24 protein-coding genes and 1 pseudogene are annotated in these 25,524 nt (G+C 61.7%); 13 read left to right on the top strand and 12 right to left on the bottom strand.

Annotated features, from left to right (window positions below):
- Positions 1 to 36: 36 nt before the first annotated feature.
- On the bottom strand, positions 37 to 1,098 hold the full coding sequence (gene lptG, locus P7C00_RS05885; RefSeq protein WP_404938292.1) for an LPS export ABC transporter permease LptG: 1,062 nt from the start codon (positions 1,096 to 1,098) through the stop codon (positions 37 to 39).
- On the bottom strand, positions 1,091 to 2,209 hold the full coding sequence (gene lptF, locus P7C00_RS05880) for an LPS export ABC transporter permease LptF (protein ID WP_404938291.1): 1,119 nt from the start codon (positions 2,207 to 2,209) through the stop codon (positions 1,091 to 1,093). The genes lptG and lptF overlap by 8 nt, the downstream gene beginning before the upstream one ends.
- Before the next feature lie 306 nt (positions 2,210 to 2,515).
- Between lptF and P7C00_RS05875 the strand changes: the two genes are divergently transcribed.
- From P7C00_RS05875 to rlmF, 5 genes are all read left to right on the top strand, one after another.
- Complete coding sequence (locus P7C00_RS05875; RefSeq protein ID WP_404938290.1) at positions 2,516 to 4,006, top strand: leucyl aminopeptidase; 1,491 nt, start codon at positions 2,516 to 2,518, stop codon at positions 4,004 to 4,006.
- Positions 4,007 to 4,066: 60 nt separating this feature from the next.
- Entirely contained in the window at positions 4,067 to 4,495 is a 429-nt protein-coding gene (locus P7C00_RS05870; protein ID WP_404938289.1) for a DNA polymerase III subunit chi, read from the top strand.
- A gap of 7 nt (positions 4,496 to 4,502) precedes the next feature.
- Complete coding sequence (locus P7C00_RS05865) at positions 4,503 to 4,970, top strand: DNA polymerase III subunit chi (protein ID WP_346633512.1); 468 nt, start codon at positions 4,503 to 4,505, stop codon at positions 4,968 to 4,970.
- A gap of 170 nt (positions 4,971 to 5,140) precedes the next feature.
- Positions 5,141 to 7,987 carry a valine--tRNA ligase gene (locus tag P7C00_RS05860; protein WP_346633513.1) on the top strand — a complete coding sequence of 949 codons (2,847 nt, stop codon included), beginning with the start codon at positions 5,141 to 5,143 and terminating at the stop codon, positions 7,985 to 7,987.
- A 207-nt stretch (positions 7,988 to 8,194) separates the two neighbouring features.
- The gene (gene rlmF / locus P7C00_RS05855) at positions 8,195 to 9,220 is read left to right on the top strand and encodes a 23S rRNA (adenine(1618)-N(6))-methyltransferase RlmF (protein ID WP_404938288.1); all 1,026 of its coding nucleotides are present in this window, start codon (positions 8,195 to 8,197) and stop codon (positions 9,218 to 9,220) included.
- Between the two features lie 94 nt (positions 9,221 to 9,314).
- On the opposite strand, the gene P7C00_RS05850 is transcribed toward rlmF, so the two are convergent.
- A complete protein-coding gene (locus P7C00_RS05850) occupies positions 9,315 to 9,596 on the bottom strand; it encodes an HU family DNA-binding protein (protein ID WP_003440137.1) in 282 nt (93 codons plus the stop codon).
- Positions 9,597 to 9,990: 394 nt separating this feature from the next.
- On the opposite strand from P7C00_RS05850, the gene yejK reads away from it, so the two are divergent.
- Both yejK and P7C00_RS05840 read left to right on the top strand, forming a co-directional pair.
- A complete protein-coding gene (yejK, locus tag P7C00_RS05845; protein WP_011059411.1) occupies positions 9,991 to 10,995 on the top strand; it encodes a nucleoid-associated protein YejK in 1,005 nt (334 codons plus the stop codon).
- Entirely contained in the window at positions 10,995 to 11,351 is a 357-nt protein-coding gene (locus P7C00_RS05840; RefSeq protein ID WP_346633515.1) for a glutaredoxin family protein, read from the top strand. The genes yejK and P7C00_RS05840 overlap by 1 nt, the downstream gene beginning before the upstream one ends.
- 91 nt (positions 11,352 to 11,442) lie before the next feature.
- Here the strand turns inward: P7C00_RS05840 and P7C00_RS05835 are convergent, their stop codons facing one another.
- The 5 genes from P7C00_RS05835 to P7C00_RS05815 form a co-directional block, all read right to left on the bottom strand.
- Positions 11,443 to 12,378 carry a glutathione S-transferase family protein gene (locus P7C00_RS05835; protein ID WP_350023633.1) on the bottom strand — a complete coding sequence of 312 codons (936 nt, stop codon included), beginning with the start codon at positions 12,376 to 12,378 and terminating at the stop codon, positions 11,443 to 11,445.
- 87 nt (positions 12,379 to 12,465) lie between these two features.
- Entirely contained in the window at positions 12,466 to 12,795 is a 330-nt protein-coding gene (locus P7C00_RS05830) for a GIY-YIG nuclease family protein (RefSeq protein WP_346633517.1), read from the bottom strand.
- 45 nt (positions 12,796 to 12,840) lie between these two features.
- Positions 12,841 to 13,311 (bottom strand): nuclear transport factor 2 family protein, encoded by a 471-nt coding sequence (locus P7C00_RS05825; RefSeq protein ID WP_346633518.1) that lies wholly within the window; start codon positions 13,309 to 13,311, stop codon positions 12,841 to 12,843.
- Positions 13,312 to 13,410: 99 nt separating this feature from the next.
- Entirely contained in the window at positions 13,411 to 14,682 is a 1,272-nt protein-coding gene (locus P7C00_RS05820) for a CynX/NimT family MFS transporter (protein ID WP_346633519.1), read from the bottom strand.
- A 13-nt stretch (positions 14,683 to 14,695) separates the two neighbouring features.
- A complete protein-coding gene (locus P7C00_RS05815) occupies positions 14,696 to 15,355 on the bottom strand; it encodes a FadR/GntR family transcriptional regulator (RefSeq protein ID WP_346633520.1) in 660 nt (219 codons plus the stop codon).
- 165 nt (positions 15,356 to 15,520) lie between these two features.
- Here P7C00_RS05815 and P7C00_RS05810 point away from each other — a divergent pair.
- Together P7C00_RS05810 and P7C00_RS05805 are read left to right on the top strand one after the other, a co-directional pair.
- Positions 15,521 to 15,831, top strand: a pseudogene (locus P7C00_RS05810) (type II toxin-antitoxin system MqsR family toxin).
- The gene (locus P7C00_RS05805; RefSeq protein ID WP_404938287.1) at positions 15,828 to 16,310 is read left to right on the top strand and encodes a type II toxin-antitoxin system MqsA family antitoxin; all 483 of its coding nucleotides are present in this window, start codon (positions 15,828 to 15,830) and stop codon (positions 16,308 to 16,310) included. The pseudogene P7C00_RS05810 and the gene P7C00_RS05805 overlap by 4 nt, the downstream one beginning before the upstream one ends.
- 65 nt (positions 16,311 to 16,375) lie before the next feature.
- Here the strand turns inward: P7C00_RS05805 and P7C00_RS05800 are convergent, their stop codons facing one another.
- The 4 genes from P7C00_RS05800 to P7C00_RS05785 all read right to left on the bottom strand — a co-directional run bounded on the left by P7C00_RS05800 (position 16,376) and on the right by P7C00_RS05785 (position 20,534).
- Entirely contained in the window at positions 16,376 to 17,140 is a 765-nt protein-coding gene (locus P7C00_RS05800) for an amino acid ABC transporter ATP-binding protein (RefSeq protein ID WP_041116093.1), read from the bottom strand.
- Positions 17,141 to 17,150: 10 nt separating this feature from the next.
- Positions 17,151 to 18,248: an amino acid ABC transporter permease gene (locus tag P7C00_RS05795; protein ID WP_346633523.1), complete on the bottom strand. Its 1,098-nt coding sequence runs from the start codon at positions 18,246 to 18,248 to the stop codon at positions 17,151 to 17,153.
- Between the two features lie 10 nt (positions 18,249 to 18,258).
- On the bottom strand, positions 18,259 to 19,440 hold the full coding sequence (locus P7C00_RS05790) for an amino acid ABC transporter permease (RefSeq protein WP_346633524.1): 1,182 nt from the start codon (positions 19,438 to 19,440) through the stop codon (positions 18,259 to 18,261).
- Positions 19,441 to 19,505: 65 nt separating this feature from the next.
- A complete protein-coding gene (locus P7C00_RS05785) occupies positions 19,506 to 20,534 on the bottom strand; it encodes an amino acid ABC transporter substrate-binding protein (protein WP_041116089.1) in 1,029 nt (342 codons plus the stop codon).
- 475 nt (positions 20,535 to 21,009) lie between these two features.
- Here P7C00_RS05785 and P7C00_RS05780 point away from each other — a divergent pair, with 475 nt between their 5' ends.
- The 4 genes from P7C00_RS05780 to P7C00_RS05765 all read left to right on the top strand — a co-directional run bounded on the left by P7C00_RS05780 (position 21,010) and on the right by P7C00_RS05765 (position 25,516).
- A complete protein-coding gene (locus P7C00_RS05780) occupies positions 21,010 to 21,666 on the top strand; it encodes an alpha/beta hydrolase (protein WP_346633525.1) in 657 nt (218 codons plus the stop codon).
- Positions 21,667 to 21,763: 97 nt separating this feature from the next.
- On the top strand, positions 21,764 to 23,260 hold the full coding sequence (gene rhlB, locus P7C00_RS05775; RefSeq protein WP_346633526.1) for an ATP-dependent RNA helicase RhlB: 1,497 nt from the start codon (positions 21,764 to 21,766) through the stop codon (positions 23,258 to 23,260).
- A 140-nt stretch (positions 23,261 to 23,400) separates the two neighbouring features.
- The gene (locus P7C00_RS05770) at positions 23,401 to 24,354 is read left to right on the top strand and encodes an ornithine cyclodeaminase family protein (protein WP_404938286.1); all 954 of its coding nucleotides are present in this window, start codon (positions 23,401 to 23,403) and stop codon (positions 24,352 to 24,354) included.
- A gap of 34 nt (positions 24,355 to 24,388) precedes the next feature.
- Positions 24,389 to 25,516, top strand: a complete 1,128-nt coding sequence (locus tag P7C00_RS05765) for an NAD(P)/FAD-dependent oxidoreductase (RefSeq protein ID WP_404938285.1) — start codon at positions 24,389 to 24,391, stop codon at positions 25,514 to 25,516.
- The last annotated feature ends 8 nt before the right edge of the window (positions 25,517 to 25,524 follow it).

The following is a 25,524-nucleotide window of genomic DNA, read 5'->3' as shown; positions in this document are numbered from 1 at the left end:
GGGGCGTTGCGCTAAAAACCTGACAGAGCCGCTGAATCAGCCGGCCCGGCGCAATAGCCAGAAGCCTGCAATGGCACAGATACCCGCCGGCACCAGCACCGCGAACAGCGGCGAGAAACCGAACACCAGGCTCGAAGGCCCCAGCAGGTCCTGAGCGATGCGGAAGGTGAAACCCACCAATACGCCCGTGAACACTCGCTGACCCAGGGTCACCGAACGCAGCGGTCCGAAAATGAAGGAAATCGCCATCAGCACCAGGGCCGCCGTCACCAGCGGCTGCAGCACCTTGACCCAGAACGCCAGCCAGTAACGACCATTGTTCAAGCCCTGGTCGGCCAGATAATGGATATAGCCCCACAGACCACTGATAGACAGAGACTCCGGCGCCATGACCACGGTGCTCAGCAGTTGCGGGCTCAGAGCCACGTCCCAACGCTCGTCGGGAACGCTGATGACCTCGGTGTGACCTTCACGGAAATAGGTGGTGGTGACATCCGTCAGCTGCCAGTAGTTTTCGTGGAAACGTGCCTGACGAGCAAAACTCGACGACAACATGTGGTGATTGTCATCGAAGTGGTAGCGAGTCACGCCATACAGCAGGCCATTGGGCTGCACTGCGTTGATATGGATAAACTCCTCGCCCTGACGGTGCCACAGGCCGTGCTTGGAGCTCTGGGCATCACCGGAACCCTGGGCCAGGGCGCGACTGGCCTGAGCCTGGGTCTCGGTGGCCGGCGCTACGTATTCGCCCACCAGCACACCCACCAGCATCAGCACCAGCATCGGTTTCATCACCGCCCAGACGATACGACCGACAGAGACGCCGGCAGCACGCATGATGGTCAGTTCGCTGTTGCTGGCCAGGGAGCCAAGACCGATCAGGCAGCCGATGAGGCCGGCCATCGGCAACATTTCATAAACCCGGCGCGGGGCGGTGAGGACCACGTAGCTCATCACGTCCATCACGGTGTAGGTATCGCTGACACTGCCCATTTCATCGATGAAGGCAAACAGCGAAGCCAGCCCGAGGATGATCCCCAGGACCGCAAGAATAGCCATGAACACACTGCTACCGATGTAGCGATCGAGCTTAACCACGAGCCATCTCCTTCATGCTGCGACGACTCGCCATTTTCAAACGCAACGGTTCCCAGTACATCAAGCCCAGGCCAATGCCCAGGAACAGCAGGTGAACCCACCACAGCCCCAGGGTTGGCGAGATCTTGCCTTTCTCCATGGCGCCACGTACCGCGATCAGGATGGTCAGGTACGCCATATACAGCAGGATGGCCGGGATCAGCTTGAGGAAGCGGCCCTGGCGCGGGTTGACCCGGGACAACGGCACCGCCATCAAGGTCACGATAAACACCAGCAACGGCAGGGACAGACGCCATTGCAACTCGGCACGGGCCCGCAGGTCATCCTTGCCGATCAGGTCAGCAGTGGGCATGGCATCGCGATCGGTGACTTCGTCGCTGACATCCGGTCGCTCCAGCAGCACGCCGTAGGTGTCGTACTTGATCACCCGATAGTTGGCCTCACCTGGATTGCCGTCATAGCGATAGCCGTTTTCCAGGATCAGGTAGCGATTACCGTCGGGACGAATGTCCTGGTGCCCCTTCTCGGCCACCAGCACCGAAATGCCCTGGTCCTTTTTCTCCCGGCTCAGACGCTTTTCGGAGATGAACACCCCGGAAAGATTGGTGCGATCCTCGGACAGCTGCTCGGTATAGGTCACCCGAGTGCCATCATTGAGCGCCTGGAAGCGCCCGGCCACCAGGGTGTCGAACTCGGTCAGGGCGTCCTGCTTGTTCAGCAGCAACTGGAACTGGTTGGCCCCCTGCGGCGCCAGGCTCAGGCTCAACCAGGCCACCAGCAAGGCCACCAGGGCCGCCGGGATCATGGTCATGCCTAGCAGACGCTGCTGGCTCATGCCGGTAGCCGACAACACGGTCATCTCGCTTTCGAGATAGAGCCGGCCGTAAGCCAGGAGAATGCCCAGGAACAGCCCCAATGGCAGGATCAGCTGCAAAAAACCCGGCAGGCGAAAGCCCATGATCAGGAACAGCGAGCCCGGGTCCAGGGCGCCCGAGGCGGCTTGTGCGAGGAACTTGACGAAGCGCCCGCTCATGATGATGACCAGCAGCACCGCACTCACGGCACTCAGGGTCAGCAGGATTTCGCGGGATAGATAACGAAAGACGATCAAACCAGACACTCCAGGGTTGTCAGGCTAAGGCGGCCGAACAAGCAAACGTATCGAGCCGACCCCAAATGCAGGGCCGCCGAAAAAAGATGGCGCATTATCCTGTGATTGCGCGCGCCTGTCACGGAGGATGCTCACCCGGCGCTCTAAAGCGGCGAACTTGGCCAAGACGAGGGTTGTCAGCCGCAAGCGGCGAGGTTCAAACTGGCGGCTTTGTCGTCGGCAGCACGCGACGTCTTCTTCTATATAGATAAGCCCCGCGCCGGAGTCTTTCCTGCGCTCTTTGACCATTCATTCAGGGACCCAGACATGGAACTGGTTGTAAAAAGCGCTAGCCCGGAAACGTTGAAGACCGCCACCCTGGTGGTCGCCGTCGGCGAAGGCCGCAAACTCGGCAACGTGGCCAAGCAACTCGACGAACTCAGCGGCGGCGCCATCAGCGCCGTGCTCAAGCGCGGCGACCTGGCCGGCAAGGTCGGTCAGAGCCTGCTGTTGCACGGTGTGGCCAAGCTCAAGGCGGAACGCCTGCTGCTGGTGGGCGTCGGCAAGGATGAGGAGCTGGGCGACCGCCCGTTCCGCAAGATCATCAGTGGTGTACTCGCCACCCTCAAGGGGCTGGGTGGCAGCGATGCCGTGCTGGCTCTGGATGAAGTCGTGGTCAAAGGTCGCGACAGCTACGGCAAGACCCGTCTGCTGGCGGAAACCCTGGTGGACGGCGGCTACGTATTCGACCGCTACAAGAGCCAGAAAGCAGAACCCCGCGCCCTGAAGAAAATCACCCTGCTGACGATCAAGGCCGCCCAGGCTGAAGTCGAGCGCGGCGTGACCCACGCCCAGGCCATCGCCAACGGCATGGCTTTTACCCGCGACCTAGGCAACCAGCCGCCAAACGTCTGCCACCCGACGTTCCTGGGTGAACAGGCCAAGGCCCTGGGCAAGGAGTTCAAGGGTCTGAAAGTCGAAGTCCTCGACGAGAAGAAGATCAAGGAACTGGGCATGGGCTCGTTCTATGCCGTAGGCCAGGGCAGCGACCAGCCGCCACGCCTGATCGTCATGCAGTACAACGGCGGCAAGAAGTCCGAGAAGCCGTTTGCCCTGGTGGGCAAGGGCATCACTTTCGACACCGGCGGCATCAGCCTCAAGCCGGGCGCCGGCATGGACGAAATGAAATACGACATGGGCGGCGCCGCCAGCGTGTTCGGCACCCTGCGTGCCGTGCTCGAACTGCAACTGCCGATCAACCTGGTCTGCATCCTGGCCTGCGCCGAGAACATGCCCAGCGGCGGCGCTGCACGGCCTGGCGATATCGTCACCACCATGAGCGGCCAGACCGTGGAAATCCTCAACACCGACGCCGAAGGCCGCCTGGTGCTGTGCGACGCCCTGACCTACGCCGAACGCTTCAAACCCCAGGCCGTGATCGACATCGCCACCCTGACCGGTGCCTGCGTGGTCGCCCTGGGCGCCCATACGTCCGGCCTGCTGGGCAACAACGACGAATTGATCGGCCAACTACTCAGCGCCGGCCAGCAAGCCGACGACCGCGCCTGGCAATTGCCGCTGTTCGATGAGTACCAGGAGCAACTGGACAGCCCGTTCGCCGACATCGCCAACATTGGCGGGCCGAAGGCCGGGACCATCACTGCCGCGTGCTTCCTCTCGCGCTTCACCAAGAACCTGAACTGGGCGCACCTGGATATCGCCGGCACCGCCTGGACCAGCGGCGGCAAGGACAAGGGCGCCACCGGCCGTCCCGTGCCCCTGCTGACCCAATACCTGCTGGACCGCGCCAAAGCCTGAAAACCATGACTGCGGAGGGCGTCGCTTGAAGGCAGCGCCCTCCCCGGCTCAGGAATCCCAATGACCAAAGTCGACTTCTATATTCTTCCCAGCGCGGACCCTGCTGCGCGCCTGGATTTTGCCTGCAAACTCACCGACAAGGCCTGGCGCATGGGCCATCGCATCTACCTGCATTGCAGCGACGCGCAACAACGGGACGAGCTCGATGCCCGCCTGTGGCGCTTCAAGGGCGAAGCCTTTGTTCCCCACGGCTCGGCGGAAAGCGAAGCCGACGGCCTGATCGTGCTCGGCCTGGGCCAGGACCCCGGCGACCACAACGACCTGCTGGTGAACCTGGACCTGAAAGTACCGACCTTCGCACCGCGCTTTGCCCGAATTGCCGAAGTGGTGGTGGAAGATCCGACTATTCGTCAGGCGGCCCGCGAGAGTTTCCGTTTCTATCGCGAACAGGGCTATCCTCTGCAAGATCACCGTTTACAGCGACTCTGAGCACCCGATGGACACTCCCAACCCGCTGCAAAAGCCCGCGCATCTGCTGGACGATCTCGAGTCGATCCGCCAACTGCTCGGCGATGACAATCTGCAACCGCCGCTGCTTACCGAGACTGTGAGCGGCGAAGTGCAAATCCCCCTGCTGTTCGACATGGTGGGCAGCCAGCAACCTGCCGAAACCGAAGCCGCTCCCGCAGCGCAAGCCAAACCGCAAGCTGCACCGGCCCCTGCCCCAGTTCAAGTGGCGGCACCAGCCCCTGCTCCAGCACCGGCTCCCGTAGCCAAATCCGCCCCTGCCAGCAACAGTGCCGATGCCCTGCTGCACCTGGATACCGAACTGCGCGCCGCCGCACAGCTGATCATGCAAGACGTGATCGACGATTTCGCTCCGCACATCGAAACCGAAATCAAGCGCCGCCTCGACGCCCGCCTGGAACGCCTGCTCGCAGCAGCCACCAACGGCAAGCCGTAGCCGCAGCGACAAGCTGCGCCTCCCCCCCCAAGCTGCCGGAAAAATACGACCAGGCGTTCCTTGCGACTTAAAGCTTGCCACTTGGACTGCTGTCCAGTGGCTTGCAACTGCCCCCCTCCGCTATACTTCCCGGCTTTTCCTGAATAAATGCCAATAGGGTCCCGCCGCGCATGGATAAGACCTACCAGCCGCACGCCATTGAAACTTCCTGGTACCAGACCTGGGAGTCCGAGAACTACTTCGCCCCGCAAGGCGCGGGCGACTCCTACACCATCATGATCCCGCCGCCGAACGTCACCGGCAGCCTGCACATGGGCCATGGCTTCAACAACGCGATCATGGACGCCCTGATCCGCTTCCGCCGCATGCAGGGTCGCAACACCCTGTGGCAGCCGGGTACCGACCACGCCGGTATCGCCACACAGATGCTGGTGGAGCGTCAGATCGAAGCCCAGGGCCAGAATCGCCACGATCTGGGTCGGGAAAAATTCCTCGAAAAAGTCTGGGAGTGGAAGGATCAGTCCGGGGGCAACATCAGCCGCCAGATCCGTCGCCTGGGCTCCTCCGTGGACTGGAGCCGCGAGCGCTTCACCATGGACGACGGCCTGTCGGAAGCGGTGAAGGAAGCCTTCGTCCGCCTGCACGAAGACGGCCTGATCTACCGCGGCAAACGCCTGGTGAACTGGGATACCAAACTGCACACAGCGATTTCCGATCTGGAAGTGGAAAACCACGACGAGAAAGGCTTCCTTTGGAACCTGCGCTACCCGCTGGCCGACGGCGCCAAGACCGCTGAAGGCAACGACTACCTGATCGTCGCCACCACCCGTCCGGAAACCATGCTCGGCGACTCCGCCGTCGCGGTGAACCCTGAAGACGAGCGCTACAAGGCGCTGATCGGCAAGTTCGTCGAACTGCCCCTGGTCGGCCGTCGCATCCCGATCATCGCCGATGACTACTGCGACCCTGAGTTCGGCACCGGCTGCGTGAAAATCACCCCGGCCCACGATTTCAACGACTACGAAGTCGGCAAGCGCCACAACCTGCCGCTGCTCAACATCTTCGACAAGAACGCCGCCGTACTGCCGGCCTGCCAGGTGTTCAACCTGGACGGCAGCCTCAACGAAACCATCGACGGCAAGATCCCGGCCGAGTACGTGGGCCTGGATCGCTTCGAGGCGCGCAAGCAGATCGTTGCCGCCTTCGACGCCGCCGGCCTGCTGGTCAGCGTCGACGACCACGCCCTGAAAGTGCCGAAGGGCGACCGCTCCGGCACCATCATCGAGCCATGGCTTACCGACCAGTGGTACGTCTCCACCAAGCCGCTGGCAGAACCTGCCATTGCTGCCGTGGAAGACGGTCGCATCGCCTTCGTGCCCAAGCAGTACGAAAACATGTACTTCTCCTGGATGCGCGACATCCAGGACTGGTGCATCAGCCGCCAGCTGTGGTGGGGCCACCGGATTCCGGCCTGGTACGACGAGTCGGGCAAGGTCTATGTCGGCCGCGATGAAGCCGAAGTCCGCGCCAAGCACAACCTCGGTCCGGACGTTGCCCTGCAACAAGACAACGACGTGCTCGACACCTGGTTCAGCTCGGGCCTGTGGACCTTCTCCACCCTGGGCTGGCCGGAACAGACCGACTTCCTCAAGACCTTCCACCCGACCGACGTGCTGGTCACCGGCTTCGACATCATTTTCTTCTGGGTCGCCCGGATGATCATGCTCACCATGCATCTGGTGAAGAACGAGGATGGCACGCCGCAAGTTCCGTTCAAGACGGTGTACGTCCATGGCCTGGTCCGCGATGGCCAGGGCCAGAAGATGTCCAAGTCCAAGGGCAACGTCCTCGACCCGCTGGACATCATCGACGGCATCGACCTCGAAACCCTGGTGCAGAAACGCACCACCGGCCTGATGCAGCCAAAACTGCAGAAAGCCATCGAGAAGCAGACCCGCGCCGAATTCGCCGACGGCATCGCTAGCTACGGCACCGACGCCCTGCGCTTCACTTTCTGCTCCCTGGCCACCACCGGTCGCGACATCAAGTTCGACATGGGCCGCGTCGAGGGTTACCGCAACTTCTGCAACAAGATCTGGAACGCCGCGCGCTACGTGCTGGACAAGGGCGAAGACTGCGGCCAGAACGGCGAGGCTTACGAGCTGTCCCTGGCGGACCGCTGGATCATCTCGCAACTGCAGCGCACTGAAGCCGAAGTCACCCGTCAGCTCGACCAGTTCCGTTTCGACCTGGCCGCCCAGGCCCTGTACGAGTTCATCTGGAACCAGTACTGCGACTGGTACCTGGAGCTGTCCAAGCCCGTGCTGTGGGACGAGAACTCGCCGGTTGAACGCCAGCGCGGCACCCGTCGCACCCTGGTACGTGTGCTGGAAGTGGCCCTGCGCCTGGCGCATCCGTTCATGCCGTTCATCACCGAGGAAATCTGGCAGCGCCTGGCGCCGCTGGCAGGTAGTACAGGCAAGACCATCATGCTGCAACCTTGGCCGGTGGCTAACGAAGCCCGCATCGACCAGGCCGCCGAAGACGACATCGAATGGCTCAAAGGCCTGATGCTCGGCACTCGCAACATTCGCGCGGAAATGAACATCGGCCCGGGCAAGCCCCTGGCCCTGTTCCTGAAGAACGTCAGCGCTGAAGACCAGCGTCGTCTGACCGAGAACGAAGCCTTGCTGAAGAAGCTGGCCCGACTCGAATCCATCACGGTGCTGGGTGCCGGCGACGAAGCGCCGCTGTCCGCCACCGCTCTGGTAGGCGAGATGGAAGTGCTGGTGCCCATGGCCGGCCTGATCGACAAGGGCGCCGAACTGGCGCGCCTGGACAAGGAAATCCAGCGCCTGCAAGGCGAAGTGCAGCGAGTGGGCGGCAAGCTGTCCAACGCCTCCTTCGTCGACAAGGCTCCGGCCGAAGTGATCGAGAAGGAACGCGCCAAACTGGCCGAAGCCGAACAGGCTCTGGGCAAGCTGGCAGAGCAGCACGCACGGATCTCCAGCCTGTAACGGCGATTCGCGCAGCGTGAAAGAGGGAGGCCCGCAAAGGCCTCCCTTTTTTATTGGCGGCAGATCGCTTTCGCTGGCAAGCCAGCTCCTACCGGTAGACGGTGCTTTGGCAGGGGCCGGCTTGCCGGCGGCGAAGCCTCCCGCCCCAACGCCGCAAGATATGGGACAATGCCCGCCACTTTGAACCAGCCCCGAATCGATCCCCCCATGACCGCCCCCAACACTCCCAAGCCTGCGCGCAAAAAACCCAAGCCTGCCTCCCCAGCCAAAGCCGCCGCCCCCCGGGAAAAAGCCAGCCTGCACCCGCGCAATCGCCACCAGGGGCGCTACGACTTCCCACAACTGATCAAGAGCACCCCGGAGCTGGGGCAATTCGTGATCCTCAACCCCTATGGCAAGGAAAGCATCGACTTCGCCGACCCGGCCGCCGTGCGGGTGTTCAACCGGGCCCTGCTCAAGGCCTTCTACGGCATTGCCCACTGGGACATTCCGGCGGACTTTCTCTGCCCCCCAGTGCCCGGCCGCGCCGACTATGTGCATTTCCTCGCCGATCTGCTGGCCAGCCACAACCAGGGTGAAATCCCTCGTGGCGCGGCCGTGCGGGTGCTGGATGTCGGCGTCGGCGCCAACTGCATCTACCCCCTGATCGGCTACAGCGACTACCGCTGGCAATTCCTCGGTTCGGACATCGACAGCACCGCCCTGGCTGCGGCCAAGGCCATCGTCCAGGCCAACGGCTTGAACAAGGCCATCAGCCTGCGCCAGCAAGGCAATCCCAGGCAGATCCTCACCGGCCTGCTGGAAAGTACCGAGCGCTTCGACCTGACGATGTGCAACCCACCCTTCCATGCCTCCCTGGACGAAGCGACACGCGGCAGCCAGCGCAAGTGGCGAGCCCTGGGCAAGGCCGATCCCAAGCGCAAGCTGCCAGTGCTGAACTTCGGCGGCCAGGCACGGGAACTCTGGTGCGAGGGCGGTGAGATCCGTTTCGTCAGTCAGTTGATCAGCGAGAGCGCAGGCGTCGGCCAGCAAGTGCTGTGGTTCAGCACCCTGGTGTCAAAGGCTTCAAACCTGCCAGCCATTGAAAGCGCACTGAAAAAAGCCGGAGTACTGGAAAGCCAAGTGGTGGAAATGTCCCAGGGACAGAAACAGAGCCGCTTCGTCGCCTGGACCTTCAAGGACAAGGCACAGCAACAGGCCTGGGGTCAGGAACGCTGGGTTAGGAAGAGCTAAAGAGGCGGGGGATTCAAAGACGATTCACCTTGCGTGAATCGGTGTCACACAAACCGTGCCCGGAAGACTTCTGAGCACGGTTTCACTGCAAGTATTACTTGTTAACAGCGTCGGTCAGGCCTTTAGCCACAACCAGCTTGATAACTTTCTTGGCAGCGATTTCGATGGCAGCGCCAGTCGATGGGTTACGGCCAGTACGGGCAGGACGCTCGGTCACTTTCAGTTTGCCGATACCTGGCAGAGTGATTTCGCCGCCATTTTCCAATTGATCAGCAACGATCTGGGCCAGTTGGTCCAGGGCGTTACGCGCGGTGGTTTTCGGCGCGTCGATAGCTTCAGCGATATCAGCGATCAGTTGGTCTTTAGTAATAGCCATTGTGGTGTTCCTTCCCTATCAAATTCATTTGGATTGCAGAGTGCAGTGTCAGCCATCGAGCCAGATCTTGTGAATCTGGCACCCCGGTTACAACCACGACAGATCGGGGTTATAGATACCGAAATCAGGGTTTGGTTCGACCCGACAAATGCTGAATGCACGCTTAACGCTGAGACATCGCGTAAGACGGGGCAAAACTAGCACACAGACGGGGAAATATCCGCCTCTACCTAGCCATTTGGTCAGCTTTATTGCTCTAAATCGGTAAAAAAATGCATAAGCCTTACCCACAGGCCGTTCATCGCCTGGCAAACCACGCCAAAACCAGCGGGTGCGGTACACTGGGCACTTTTTCGGGGAGCCCGCCCTCCCCCTTCAATCAGCCGAGAAGCCCATGCCGATCCGTCATTGCATCGTCCACCTGATCGACAAAAAACCCGACGGCAGCCCCGCAGTTCTTCATGCCCGAGACTCCGAACTGGCAGAGTCCGCGGCCATCGAAAACATGCTCGCCGATCTCAATGAAAGCTATAACGCCAAACAGGGCAAAGCCTGGGGCCTGTTCCATCCCGAGTCCGGCGCTTTCCCCTTCAGCGGCTGGCTGAAGGAGTACCTGGACGGCGGCCAGGACTTCACCGCTTTCAGTCGGGTGGCGGTGGAGCATCTGCAGAAGCTGATGGAAGAGTCCAACCTGTCGGTGGGTGGGCACGTGCTGTTTGCCCATTACCAACAAGGCATGACCGATTACCTGGCCATCGCCCTGCTGCACCACAGCGAAGGTGTGGCCGTGACCGACCAGCTGGACGTGACCCCGTCCCGCCACCTGGATCTGGGCCAACTGCACCTCGCCGCGCGGATCAACATCTCCGAGTGGCAGAACAACAAGCAGTCCAAGCAGTACATCTCCTTTATCAAGGGCAAGAACGGCAAGAAGGTCTCGGAGTACTTCCGCGACTTCATCGGCTGCCAGGAAGGCGTCGACGGCCCGGGCGAAACCCGTACCCTGCTCAAGGCCTTCAGCGACTTCGTCGAAAGCGAAGACCTGCCGGAAGATTCGGCCCGGGAAAAGACCAAGACCCTGGTGGACTACGCCAGCAGCCAGGCCAAACTCGGCGAACCCATGGGCCTGGAAGAACTCTCTGAATTGATCGACGAAGACCGTCCCAAGGCGTTCTACGATCACATCCGCAACAAGGATTACGGCCTGTCGCCGGAGATTCCCGCAGACAAGCGCACCCTCAACCAGTTCCGCCGCTTCACCGGTCGCGCCGAAGGCCTGTCCATCAGCTTCGAGGCCCACCTGCTGGGCTCGAAGATCGAGTACGACGAAGAAGCCGGAACCCTGATCATCAAGGGCCTGCCGACCCAACTGACTGACCAGCTCAAGCGCCGCAACTGATGCTCCAGGGAGTACTGAAGAAGTTCCTGCTGATCCTGCTGGTGGTGGTGGTCTATCAGAACTGGGGCAAGATCGAACGACTGTTCAACCCTTCGGCGGTGGTCAGCGAAGAGATCCGTAGCCAGGCCCGGGTCGTGCTCTACGCCACCGACTGGTGCGGCTACTGCAAGGCCACCCGGCGCTTTCTCGATCAGAAGGGCATTCCCTATCAGGAGTTCGACATCGAGAAAGATGCCGAGGCGCGCAAGGCCTATACCGAACTGGGCGGTGCCGGGATTCCGATCCTGGATGTGAATGGAACCCTGCTGCGCACCTACGACCCCGAGGCCATCATGGCTGCGCTGCAACGTCAGTAGGAGCTGGGCGGCGCGGCCAGCAGATCGTGCACCGATCTTGAGGGCGCCTTCGCTGGCAAGCCAGCTCCTACACCAGCCTGCTTCTCCTCGATCACTGCGCCTGGATACGGAAACCCAACCGCGGGAAGTGCACATGCACCACACCGGCTCGGGAGTCTTCGCGACGCAGGATCAACTCTTCAGTGCCGGCGAACAGCAACTCTCCCGCTACAGGATCAACACCATAATCGGTGGCGGCAATCACCACCTGCTGCCCCGCCGCGAAGCCGTTGGGATCGACAAACGGCTCATCAGGCAGGGCTGCCGGGGTAGCGCTGCGTGACACCTCAAGCGCCTCTTCGGCGCTCATTTCGGTGAAAGAGCCGTGACCAAAGCCCAGCACCCGCGCCAACCAGGCGGCCACCGCCGGATACGCGTCCACCAGCGGCGCCGTCACCGGCGTGCCCTTGAGAAACCACAGCGGGTGAGCCAGGGCGATATCGGCAATCGAGGGTTCGCCAAACAGGAAGTCCCCCGGCTCGCGCTGCAGTTGCTGCTCCAGACGCGTCATGATGGTTGGCCATTGATGCTTGGCCACTTCCAGGGGCAGACGGCTGGCGCTGCCGCCACTGAACAACGCGGCGCGGTCGGCCATGAAGGCCTTGACTGCTTCCGGCGGCAACTTGCCAAAGCGTGCAGCTGCCGATTCGGGCTGGAACACCAGAGTCACTGCATGCTGGAACACCACCGAGTCGACCCAGGCGGCGAAGGTCGCGCTGATCATTTCCTGGCCTTCAGGGAACAGCGCCGGCGAGGCCTTTTCCTGCTCCAGACGCCGGGCGATCAAAGCCGTGTCGCAATAGATATCAGCACCGACCTGCAGTACCGGCGTCTTGCGATAGCCACCGGTCAGGGCAGTCAGATCAGGCTTGGGCATCACCGGGGAAATCTTCACGGAGCGCCAGGACAGGCCCTTGAAGCCCAGGAGCAGGCGGGCTTTTTCCGCAAATGGAGAAGTCGGGTAATGGTGCAGGATCAACTCTGACATGCTGGGTTCCGCCGGAAGAGGGAGAACGCTGAGCTTAGCGCGCAATCCGTGGACGGCCTACAGATCCAACTGATGAGAACCTATCAGTCAGATTGATGCGGTTGCACCGGCAGAAGCCACCAGGCATTCCTTGGCGCTTTTCCTGAGTTTCTTGATCAACCGCTCCTGGCGCAGAGCCTCGCTCTTGTCCCGGCAGGCTTCGGTATAGACCAGCGCCACGGCGGGGCTGGAGAGAAAAAACCGCGCGCCCTTGCCACTCTGGTGCTTGGCGAAACGCCGCTGCGGATCATCGCTGATGCCGCAATACAAGGCCCCATTGGCGGCACGCACCAGGTAGACGAACCAGGGTTTGCTGTCCGCCACTGGCGAAGCGGCTTCAACGACGGGAGAGGGATCGGGGCTGGTCACAAAGGGCATCGAGGCTTGTGGATAACAAGCCGCGATCTTAGCAGAGGATGGTTTTCAACGGCCGCCCTGGAAAGCCTTCAAGCCTTTGCGGGCCTGGGCGCGAACGGCATTTTTCAAGAACGGCGTCCAGCCCAGCAGCAGCCCCTTGGCTCCCAGGGCCTGACGCGCCCAACGCCACATGTCGAAATGGTCGTGGTGCTCACAGATCTTGCCATCGCGAAACACGAAGCGCGCCTGAATATCGTTGACCACCGTGTTGCCGGTCTGGCTGAACAGGTAAGTGGCGACCCAGTGCGCACCACCCGAGCGCTCGTCGGCATGCACCTGATCGAACGTCAGGGAAAAGTCCTTGGCCCGGGAAGTGAGCATGCGCCACATGTCGCCAGCGTCACGCCCGCGCAATTCGCCGAAGGCCGGATCACTGAATACGACGTCCTCGGTATAGCAAGCGCTCATGGCCTCGGCATCGAGCCGCTGGAAGGCCTGATAGAACTCAGTGATCAGGGCGCGGTGGGCATCACTCATGGGCGGACTCCGAAAGGGCAAAGGGATGCCTGCACAATAATCCGCACACCTTGAGAAAACTATCGGCATTTGCCGTGCAAATACCGACAGTGACGCCCATCAGATTCTCTCGCTTTGCACCTGCACATACAGCGAACGGCCGGCGCCCAGCCCGGCAATGATCGCCCCACTGCCCAGCACAGCGAAGATCCAGCCCACGGCGTTCCAGCCGCCGGTCCAGTCATGCACCAGCCCCACGGCAAACGGCCCCATGGACGCCAGGGTGTAGCCGATGCCCTGGGCCATGCTCGACAGGTTGGCTGCCACATGGGTATCCCGTGAACGCAGGACGATCAAGGTCAGGGCCAGGCTGAAAGTGCCGCCCTGCCCCAGGCCCAACAGAATGGCCCAGCCCCACAAGCCGTCAAGCGGCGCATAGAGACAGCCGAACAGGCCGCCCAAGGTCATCAACATGACAATCACAATGGCCAGACGCTGATCCTTGCCGCGAGTCGCCAGCCAGGGCGCCGCCAGGGAGCTGGCCAGTTGCACGATCACCGAACCCGACAGCACCAGTCCGGCCTGGGTTGGAGTCAGACCACGACCGATCAGGATCGACGGCAACCAGCCAAACACGATGTAGGCCAGGGACGATTGCAGCCCCATGTACAAGGTCACCTGCCAGGCCAGACGATCACGCAGCAACCCGCGGACACGGAAGGCGACATGGTGAGCGCCGTGTTTCTGCCCCACTTGAGGCAACCAGAACAGCGCCGCCACCAACGCCGGCACCACCCAGAAGCCAAGGCCCATGGCCCAGCTGTCATCAAAGTGATGGCTCAAGGGCACTGTCGCCCCTGCCGCCATGGCCGCCCCCAGGCACAGGGCCATGGTGTAGACCCCGGTCATGGTTCCCGCATGCCGGGCGAAGTCGCGCTTGACGATGCCCGGCAGCAGCACCCCGATCACGCCGATGCTGGCCCCTGCCAGGATGCTCCCGGCAAAGACGCCGAACTCACCGAGGGAACTGCGCAGGACAATGCCCAGGGCCAGGGTCAGGAGAATCCCCAGCACCACCCGTTCGGCGCCGAAACGCCGGGCCAGCAGCGGCGCCAAAGGAGCAAACAGCCCCAGACACAACACCGGCAAGGTGGTCAGCAACCCCGCCTTGGCGGCCGACAGGCCCAGGTTCTGGGATACGTCACTGAGCAACGGCGCCATGCTCGACAGCGCCGGACGCAGGTTCAACGCCACCAGGATCAGCCCCAGCAGCAACAGCCAGGGCCGCCGCAAAGGTGGCGGAGCCTGCTGGACTTCTTCGTCATCGGCCTCGGCGTCAATCAACAACTCTGGAGGCGACGGGGTGTTCGGGGGGGCCTGGTGGTTGGACATATAGGTCTCGGATTCAGGATTCGTTGATCAACTGGCGGGAAAGGTGCTTGGCCCGCTCGGGGTCGCCCTGCTCGATGGCATCCAGCAGGTGCTGGTGGAGATCGAAGACGTCCTGGCGACGCGGAGTGACCGTCAAGGCCTGGCGCAACTGGGCGCCCACCACACTGGAGAAATAGCGGTACAGCTGACTGAGAGTCGGATTGTGTGCGGCATCCACCAGGCCCTGATGAAACACCAGATCGCAGGCGATGTAGCTTTCCAGATCGCCATGAAAATGCCCGCCGCTGGCCTGCAAGGCTTCGTTCAAGGTGCGCAGGTCGTCGTCGGTGCGACGCAGGGCCGCGAGGCCAACCGCCTCCACTTCTAGGATCTGCCGGGTTTCCCGGGCCTGTTCCAGGGAGCATTGGGACAGGGCCTGGAGCATGTCCAGGGGATCGGCCACCGCCCGCAGGTAGCTGCCGTCGCCCTGGCGGATCTCGATCAGCCCGGAGAACGCCAGCACGCGCATGGCTTCGCGCACGGTGTTGCGGCTGATGCCCAGTTCGCTGGCCAGTTCCGGTTCGGTGGGCAAGCGCTGGCCGACAGCCCAGGCGCCATTGGTGATGCGCAGGCGCAGCTGTTCCAGGGCCTGATCGACCAGGGAACGTTTGATCAGAGGGGAAATTTCGCTCATTGAACTCACTCTTTCATCCAATCATCGGACGAATTGCCCGACATGGTATTCAGGCTTTTCCGAGAGTTCAACGTTTTAGGCTGGAGGAGGCACTTTCGCCATCTCAAACAGGCCTTGACAAAAAACCCTATAAGGGTAGTTTCGGTCAAGCCTCAAGGGTGTCTCATGGAAAAGAAAACACCTCATTACGACCTGTCGTTGATCAAGGCACAGGTCGTTCGGCAAGGGGCACAAGCCTTCACTCGAAGTGCGTTGCTCTGCGGCAAGGAACTCGGATTGTCCCTGGCCGCCATGCAACGAGTGATAGCCGGACTCCAGGGCAGCATGTTCTACAAATCGATGACCACCTATCACGATCACCGGGTGTGGCAGGACGTGTATTACACCGGCATCGATAACCGGACGCTCTACATCAAGATCACCCAGCGCCCCGGCATGGGCCTCCAGTGATCTCCTTCAAGGAGGCAGAAACATGAAACGACAACAGTGCTACAGCTGCGGCGCCCCGAGCGGCATGCTGGCGTTCGAGCAACGCAGCGAGCTCATCGACTACCGGCACCTGTTGCGTCACCTCCATGGCCTGGCCGGCTGGGAATGCCAGGAATGCAATGAAATCGAATTCGACGCAGCGAGCGCAGAACGTTACGCGGCCGCGGGCGACCAATTGCTGGAGGAGTATCGGCAGATCGTCGCTGCAGACATGAAGCGCATCCGCCGCAAGCTGCACCTTTCCCAGAAAGAAGCCGTCAGGCTGCTTTCGAGCGGCGGGCACAATGCCTTTTCCCGCTACGAGCGCGGCGAAGTCAGCGCACCTCAGCCCTTGTACATGCTGATGCGCCTGCTGGATCGCCACCCGCAGTTGATGAAGGACGTACTGGATCTCAGCGAACCGCAACTGGCGCCCTCTGCCTCCCGCGACTCATCCGAACAACAGCTCGGCGCTGCCGGCAGTTGAACGCCGGGCAAAAATAAACCCGGAGCCAGTCCGGGTTTATCTTCAGCGCGGGTCCTGCAGCAGGATCAATGCAGGATCTGACTCAGGAACAGCTTGGTGCGATCATTCTGCGGGTTGTCGAAGAAGTCGTTCGGTGCCGCCTGCTCGACGATCTCGCCCTTGTCCATGAAGATCACCCGGTTGGCCACGGTGCGGGCAAAGCCCATTTCGTGGGTCACGCAGAGCATGGTCATGCCGTCTTCGGCGAGGCCGATCATGGTGTCCAGCACCTCCTTGACCATTTCCGGGTCCAGGGCCGAGGTGGGTTCGTCAAACAGCATGATCTTGGGCTTCATGCACAGCGCCCGGGCAATCGCCACCCGTTGCTGCTGACCACCGGAAAGCTGGCCCGGGTACTTGTTGGCCTGCTCCGGAATGCGCACCCGCTCCAGGTAGTGCATGGCAATTTCCTCGGCCTTGCGCTTGGGCATCTTGCGCACCCACATCGGCGCCAGGGTGCAGTTCTGCAGAATGGTCAGGTGCGGGAACAGGTTGAAGTGCTGGAACACCATGCCCACTTCCCGGCGAATGGCCTCGATCTGCTTGAGGTCGTTGGTCAGCTCCACGCCGTCCACCACAATGCGCCCCTGCTGGTGTTCTTCCAGGCGATTGAGGCAACGGATGGTGGTGGATTTGCCCGAACCCGAGGGCCCGCACAGGACGATGCGCTCGCCCTGCCTGACGTTGAGGTTGATGTCCTTCAACACGTGGAACTGGCCGTACCACTTGTTCACACCCTGCATCTGAATAATGCCTTCAGGGCCCACAGGCTTTTTGCTCGCTTCACTCATGGAGGTACTCCTAACGCTTGTGGCCTGTGTCCAACTTACGCTCCAGATGCATGGAGTAGCGGGACATACCAAAACAGAAAATCCAGAACACCAGGGCCGCGAAGACATAGCCTTCGGTGGCCATGCCCAGCCATTTGGGGTCGGCGGCGGCTTGCTTGACGCTGTTGAGCAGGTCGAACAGGCCGATGATGATCACCAGGCTGGTGTCCTTGAACAGGGCGATGAAGGTGTTGACGATGCCGGGGATCACCAGCTTCAGGGCCTGAGGCAGAATCACCAGGCCCATGGCGCGCCAGTAACCCAGGCCCATGGCGGCGGCCGCTTCGTACTGGCCCTTGGGAATGGCCTGCAAACCACCACGCACCACCTCGGCCACATAGGCCGACTGGAACAGGATCACCCCGATCAGCGCTCGCAGCAGCTTGTCGAAGTTCATGCCCTCGGGCAGGAACAGCGGCAGCATCACCGAGGACATGAACAGCACCGTGATCAGCGGCACGCCGCGCCAGAACTCGATGAAGGTCACGCAGACCACGCGGATCGCCGGCAGGTTGGAACGCCGTCCCAGCGCCAGCAAGATTCCCAGCGGCAAGGCTCCAGCAATCCCCACGGTGGCGATCACCAGGGTCAGCATCAGGCCGCCCCATTGGCTGGTGGCGACATTGCTCAGACCCAGGTAGCCGCCGTGCAACAGGGTGTAGGCCACCACCGGGTACCACACCAGGAAACACAGGCCGTAGATCGCCTTGCGGGCAAAGCGCGAGATGAACAAGGGGGCCACGCCGATCACTGCCAGCCACACGGTCAGGTCCACCCGCCAGCGCAGCTCCACCGGGTAGTAGCCATACATGAACTGGCCGAATCGCTGCTGGATGAACACCCAGCAGGCGCCGTCCTTGGTGCAGTCGGCACGGCTGGTGCCGACCCAGTTGGCGTCGAGGATCGCCCAATGCAGGATCGGCGGCACCACAAGGTAGATCAGGTAGAAGGCAAACAGGGTCAACAGGGTGTTGAGCCAGCTGGAAAACATGTTGGCGCGCATCCACGCCAGCACACCGATACTGCTGCTGGGCGGCGGCATATCGGGCTTGAAAGTATGAGTCGTCATGGGCGCTTCCTCACCGCTCGATCAGCGCAATGCGCTTGTTGTACCAGTTCATCAGCAGGGAAATGCTGATGCTGATTGCCAGGTACACGCTCATGGTGATGGCAATGACCTCGATGGCCTGACCGGTCTGGTTGAGCACCGTACCGGCGAACAGCGAAACCATTTCCGGGTAACCGATACCCGCCGCCAGGGACGAGTTCTTCGCCAGGTTCAGGTATTGGCTGGTCAACGGCGGAATGATCACCCGCAAGGCTTGGGGAATGATCACCTTGCGCAGGGTCGGACCGTTGCGCAGCCCCAGGGAGCGCGCCGCTTCGGTCTGGCCATGGCTGACCGACTTGATCCCGGAACGCACGATCTCGGCGATAAACGCCGCGGTGTAGACGGTCAGGGCCAGAGTCAGGGCCAAGAGTTCGGGGATCAGTACCCAGCCGCCGACGAAGTTGAAGCCCTGCAGCTTCGGCAATTCCCAATGCACGGGCGAGCCGAAGACCAGCGTGCACAATGCCGGAATCAGCAGCAGCAACGCCAGGCCGGTCCAGAACTTGTGGAACGGCACCCCGGTGGCCTCAAAGCGCTTGTTGGCCCAGCGGCACATCAGCACGATGGCGATCACGGCAAGCGCCACACTCGCAACGAACGCCCAGAACCCCGGAGCCATCTGCGCCGCCGGCATGTTCAAGCCACGACTGCTGACGAAGAAGGTGTCGCCGAAGTTATGGCTGTTGCGCGGCCCCGGCATGGTCAGGAACACCGCGAAGTACCAGAACAGGATCTGCAGCAGCGGCGGAATGTTGCGGAACACTTCCACATACACCGTCGCCAGCTTGCTGATGATCCAGTTCTGCGACAGCCGCGCCACCCCGATGATGAACCCCAGCAAGGTGGCCAGGATCACCCCGATAAAAGTCACCAGCAGCGTATTGAGCAGACCGATGACGAAGACCCGGGCATAGCTGTCCGCTTCGGTGTAGGCAATCAAGTGTTGAGCGATGCCGAAACCGGCGCTGCGCTCAAGAAAGTCGAAACCCGAGGTAATACCCCGGTGCTGGAGGTTGGTTTGCGTGTTGTCGAACAGAAACCAGCCCAGCGAAACCACCGCCACTATGGTGATGATCTGGAATAACCAGGCGCGCACACGCGGGTCGCTGAGGCTAAGCCTCTGCTTGGGTGCGCCGATTGTATTTTGCATGAAGTGCCCCAGGAATAATGGAACAGAACATCACCCGGCGGTTGGCCCGCCGGGTGATAGAACCATCAGCGCACAGGTGGTGCGTATTGGATGCCGCCGTTGTTCCACAGCGCGTTCAGGCCGCGGTCGATGGCCAGTGGCGTGCTCTTGCCGAGGTTTTTCTCGAACACTTCACCGTAGTTACCTACTTGCTTGACGATCTGTACTACCCAGTCCTTCGGCAGTTTCAGGTCTTTGCCGTATTCACCGTCCGCGCCCAGCAGACGTGCTACATCAGGGTTCTTGGTGGACTTGGCTTCAGCTTCGACGTTTTTCGAAGTGACGCCCGCCTCTTCGGCGTTAAGCATGGCGAACAGGGTCCACTTGACGATGCTGAACCACTCTTCGTCGCCTTTACGCACCACCGGGCCCAAAGGCTCCTTGGAGATGGTTTCCGGCAGTACGACATAATCGGTCGGAGTCGCCAGCTTGCTGCGCTGTGCGTAAAGCTGGGACTTGTCGGAGGTCAGTACGTCGCAACGACCGGACTCCAGGGACTTGGCACTCTCATCGGAGGTGTCAAAGGTGATCGGGGTGTATTTCAGACCATTGCCGCGGAAGTAGTCCGACACGTTCAGCTCAGTGGTAGTACCGGCTTGAATACAGATGGTCGCACCGTCCAGCTCCTTGGCACTTTTCACACCCAGCTTGTTGTTCACCAGAAAGCCGATGCCGTCGTAATAAGTGACGCCGGCAAACATCAGGCCCATGCCCGCATCGCGGGAGCTGGTCCAGGTGGTATTGCGCGACAGCACGTCGATCTCACCGGATTGCAGCGCAGTGAAGCGCTCCTTGGCGTTCAACTGGCTGAACTTGACCTTGGTCGCATCGCCGAATACGGCTGCGGCCACGGCACGGCAGACATCGGCGTCGATGCCGAGAATCTTGCCGGTAGCGTCCGGTACCGAGAATCCCGGCAAACCATCACTGACGCCGCACTGTACGAAACCTTTCTTCTGTACTGCATCGAGGGTCGCACCCGCCTGTGCGAAACCGCTTGTAGCCAGTACCGTGGCCGCCGTCACGACGGCCAGGGTGGATTTCAACATCTTCATTCAAACCTCCAGTTTTGCTCTTGTTGTGTCGGAGCTTGAGTCCTGCCGCACCCTCATGAGGCGCTGTTGACCCGTGTCGGCTTTTTTATAGGGTCAAGCGGCGTAAGACCTTCGCTATGAGTCTAGTAGGAGAAATCCACGTAATGGGGGACCTACATCTCACCAATCGGCCGAACGGGCTGTAGCCCTTTGCAGTTCACAGAGCCCGTAGCGGCCGTAGGCGAACCTGTATCAGAGGAGCTGGGTATGCCATCGCCCGCGGTAGCCTGTTAGTGTTACCGCCGGCAGAGCGTGCTATCACATCCGCTCCTCTTTCCGAGCCATAGCAAAGCCCGTACCACAGTTTCGGCTAAAGCGTTTCAGCCAGTGGTCAATAGCAAAACGTTCAACCGTGCGACATCTTCTTCACCGATCAACCGGGCGCGCCCCTTAACCTCGCACTCAATCAGCGCGCACGCACACAAATGGAGCAGCCATGACCGAGCCCTTGATTCTTCAGCCCAGCAAGCCCGCAGACGCCTGTGTGATCTGGCTTCATGGCCTGGGAGCGGACCGTTACGACTTCCTGCCGGTGGCCGAGATGCTGCAGGAAAAACTCTTGAGCACCCGCTTCGTCCTGCCCCAGGCACCGACCCGTGCCGTGACCATCAATGGCGGATACGCCATGCCCAGCTGGTACGACATTTTGGCCATGAACCCGGCTCGTGCGATCAGTCGCGAACAGCTCGACGAATCATCTGACGAAGTCATCAGACTGATCGAAGAACAACGCACCAGCGGAATAGACGCATCGCGCATTTTCCTAGCGGGTTTCTCTCAGGGTGGCGCCGTAGTACTGCACACCGCCTTCCTCAAATGGCAGGGTCCCTTGGGTGGCGTACTTGCCCTCTCCACCTACGCACCGACCTTTGGCGATGAACTGCAACTTTGCGCCAGCCAACAGCGGATTCCGGTGCTGTCACTGCACGGCCAGTACGACGAAGTGGTGCAGAACGCCATGGGCCGCACCGCCTATGAGTACCTGAAACAGCATGGTGTCACCGTGACATGGCAGGAATACCCAATGGGACACGAGGTGTTACCGGAGGAAATCCGCGATATCGGCACCTGGCTGAGCGAGCGTTTGCGCTAGAACAAACGCCTCGCACCTGGACCACGAGCAACAGACTACGCCGCGCCCGTTTCTTGCATTACACTGGCCGGCGTACATTCCTTAACCAATTGATGAGATGACCGTGCTCAAAGCACTCAAGAAAATCTTCGGTAAAAGCGAGGCTGAGCCGCTCGCGCCAAGCCCCAGTGCCCCTTCCCCCAGTTCCAGCAGCCGTAATGACGGCCGTCAGCCGGAACGGAGCGCACCTGCTACCGCAGCTAAAAAAGAACCGGTGAACACACCGGCCGCCCCTTCCGCTCCCACAGCGCCGCGCCAAGAGAAGCCCAAGGCCGAGCAACCCAAACCTGAGCAACCGCGCCGCCCGCGGCCGCCAAAACCAGCGGTCAGCACCTGGAAACTCGAAGACTTCGTGGTGGAACCCCAGGAAGGCAAGACCCGTTTCCACGACTTCAAGCTCGCTCCGGAACTGATGCACGCCATCCAGGACCTGGGCTTTCCCTACTGCACACCGATCCAGGCCCAGGTACTGGGCTTTACCCTGGCGGGCAAAGACGCCATCGGCCGGGCCCAGACCGGCACCGGCAAGACCGCTGCGTTCCTGATCTCGATCATCACCCAGTTGCTGCAGACCCCGCCGCCGAAAGAACGCTACATGGGCGAACCACGGGCGCTGATCATTGCCCCGACCCGGGAACTGGTGGTGCAGATCGCCAAGGACGCCGCGGCCCTGACCAAATACACCGGCCTCAACGTCATGACCTTCGTCGGCGGCATGGATTTCGACAAGCAGCTCAAGCACCTGGAAGCTCGCCACTGCGACATCCTGGTGGCCACCCCGGGCCGCCTGCTGGACTTCAACCAGCGCGGTGACGTGCACCTGGACATGGTCGAAGTGATGGTGCTGGACGAAGCCGACCGCATGCTCGACATGGGCTTCATCCCGCAAGTGCGTCAGATCATTCGTCAGACCCCGCCCAAGAGCGAACGTCAGACCCTGCTGTTCTCCGCCACCTTCACCGAAGACGTGATGAACCTGGCTAAGCAGTGGACCACCGACCCGTCCATCGTCGAGATCGAGTCCGAAAACGTCGCCAGCGAAAACGTCGAACAGCACATTTATGCGGTCGCCGGGGCCGACAAGTACAAGCTGCTGTACAACCTGGTCACCGACAACGGCTGGGAGCGGGTCATGGTCTTCGCCAACCGCAAGGATGAAGTGCGGCGCATCGAAGAACGCCTGGTTCGCGACGGCGTGAACGCCGCCCAGCTGTCCGGCGACGTACCGCAGCACAAGCGGATCAAGACCCTGGAAGGCTTCCGCGAAGGCAAGATCCGGGTCCTGGTAGCCACCGACGTGGCCGGTCGCGGCATTCACATCGACGGCATCAGCCACGTGATCAACTTCACCCTGCCGGAAGTGCCGGACGACTACGTGCACCGCATCGGCCGTACCGGTCGTGCCGGGGCCGACGGCGTGTCCATCAGCTTCGCCGGTGAGGACGACTCCTACCAGCTGCCATCAATCGAAGCCCTGCTGGGGCGCAAGATCAGCTGCGAGATGCCGCCCGCAGAACTGCTGCGCCCGGTGGAGCGCAAACGCCCGCAAGCCTGATAACCGGCGCTCCCAGAGCGCCTAGCCCATCTGAAAAACGCAGCCCGACCACAGGCTGCGTTTTTTTTTGCCTGGATATTGCCCGCAGAAACTAAAAGTCCATAATGGACAAATGAGTTTAATTCTTTGGGAACGCCTACATGCCCAGCACGCCCTACCTGATTGCCCAAACCGAAGCCCGCCAATTGCTCGCGCAAATCGACGTCCCGCAGACCCTGCGCAAACTGTTTCGCGACCTGGCCGCCGGACTCGCCGTACAACCGGCACAACAACTGGTGGAATTTCCCCAGGGCGCCGGCGACTTCATCAACTACCTGGGCGTGCTGGCTGAAGATCGGGTCTACGGGGTCAAGACCTCGCCCTACATCGTTCGCGCCGAAGGCCCGCTGGTCACCGCCTGGACCCTGCTGATGTCAATGGACAGCGGCCAGCCCCTGCTGCTGTGCGACGCCGCCGAACTGACCACCGCACGCACCGCCGCCACTACGGCGGTCGCCGTCGAGGCACTGGCTACGCCCGAGTCCCGGCACCTGGCAATCATCGGCAGCGGCGCCGTGGCCCAGGCTCATCTGCACTACGTGAAAGACCTGCGCCCATGGCAGAGCATCCGTCTCTATTCCCCAAGCCTGGCCAGTAAATCCGCCGAAGAGCATGCGCACCTCAAGGCCCTCGATCCGCGCCTGCAAATCGTCCAGCAGCTTGAAGAGGCTGTCGAAGATGCGGACGTGATCATGCTCTGCACCTCGTCCGCCGGACCGGTCATCGACCCACGCACCCTCAGCAAGCCGGCGCTGATCACCTCCATCAGCACCAATGCACCACGGGCCCATGAAGTGCCGCCCGCCGCACTGCAGCAGATGCAGGTCTATTGTGACTATCGCCGTACCACCCCGGGCTCGGCCGGCGAGATGCTGATTGCCGGCGAACAGCACGGCTGGGACAGCGCGGCAATTCTCGGCGACCTGCCGGAGCTACTGAGCAACCAGGCTCAACGCCCCAGTGCCGAACGCCATGTGTTCTTCCGCTCCATCGGCCTGGGCCTGGAAGACATCGCCCTGGCCAATGCCCTGTACCACCTGCGGCAGCCGCACTAAGGGCCCGTCACTTGCACTTTTCCAGGAGCTTTGAATGATCCAGGCAGACTTCATCATCATCGGCGGCGGTATCGCCGGGGCCTCCACCGGTTTCTGGCTGTCGCGCCACGGCCGCGTCATCGTGCTGGAGCGCGAGTCTCACCCGGCCTATCACTCCACCGGCCGCTCTGCCGCGCTCTACACCGCCGCCTATGGCACCGCCCAGGTGCGGGCCCTGACCCTGGCCAGCCGGGACTTTTTCGACCACCCGCCGGAGGGTTTCTGCGACCACCCGCTGCTGACGCCACGAGGAGAAATGACCGTGGACTTCACCGGCGATCCGGCCGAACTGAACAACCAGTACCTGAGCGCCAAGGCCACGGTGCCGGAGATGCAACTGCTCAGTGCAGACGAAGCCTGCGCTCGTCTGCCGATCCTGCGTCGCGAAAAGGTCCATGGCGCCCTCTACGACCCCAGTGCCAGCGACATCGACACCGACGCCCTGCATCAGGGCTACCTGCGGGGCATCCGCCGTCATCAGGGCCAGCTCTATACCGACCATGAAGTGCTGGGACTGCGTCGTGATGAACAAGGGCTGTGGCAGGTCCAAACCAGCGGCCAGGATTTCAGCGCTCCGGTGCTGATCAACGCTGCCGGGGCCTGGGCCGATCAGATCGGCGTCATGGCCGGTGCCCGCCCCCAGGGCCTGCAACCCAAGCGCCGGGCGGCCTTTATCTTCGCCGGCCCGGAAGGGCTCGATAGCCACCGCTGGCCGATGCTGGTGAGCCTGGACGAATCCTTCTACATGAAGCCCGACGCCGGCATGTTCCTCGGCTCGCCGGCCAACGCCGACCCGGTGGAGCCCCATGATGTGCAGCCCGAAGAGCTGGACATTGCCCTGGGCATCTACCAGATCGAAGAAGCCACCACCTTGAGCATTCGTCGTCCGACCCGGACCTGGGCCGGCCTGCGCAGTTTCGTCAGCGACGGTGACTTGCTGGCCGGCTTCGATCCACAGGTACCCGGGCTGTTCTGGGTCGCCGGACAAGGCGGCTATGGCATCCAGACGTCTCCGGCCATGGGCCAGGCCAGCGCCGCCCTGGTACGTGGCCAACCCCTGCCGGAACAGTTGACCCGCTTCGGCCTGGAGTCCGCCATGCTCTCCCCTGCCCGCCTCGGTTGAACCCGCCC

The sequence above is a fragment of the Pseudomonas sp. JDS08PS003 genome (assembly GCF_045013505.1).
Lineage (GTDB): Bacteria > Pseudomonadota > Gammaproteobacteria > Pseudomonadales > Pseudomonadaceae > Aquipseudomonas > Aquipseudomonas protegens_B.
The sequence above is the reverse complement of the archived record's forward strand: the minus strand, read 5'-3'. Positions and strand labels throughout refer to the sequence as shown.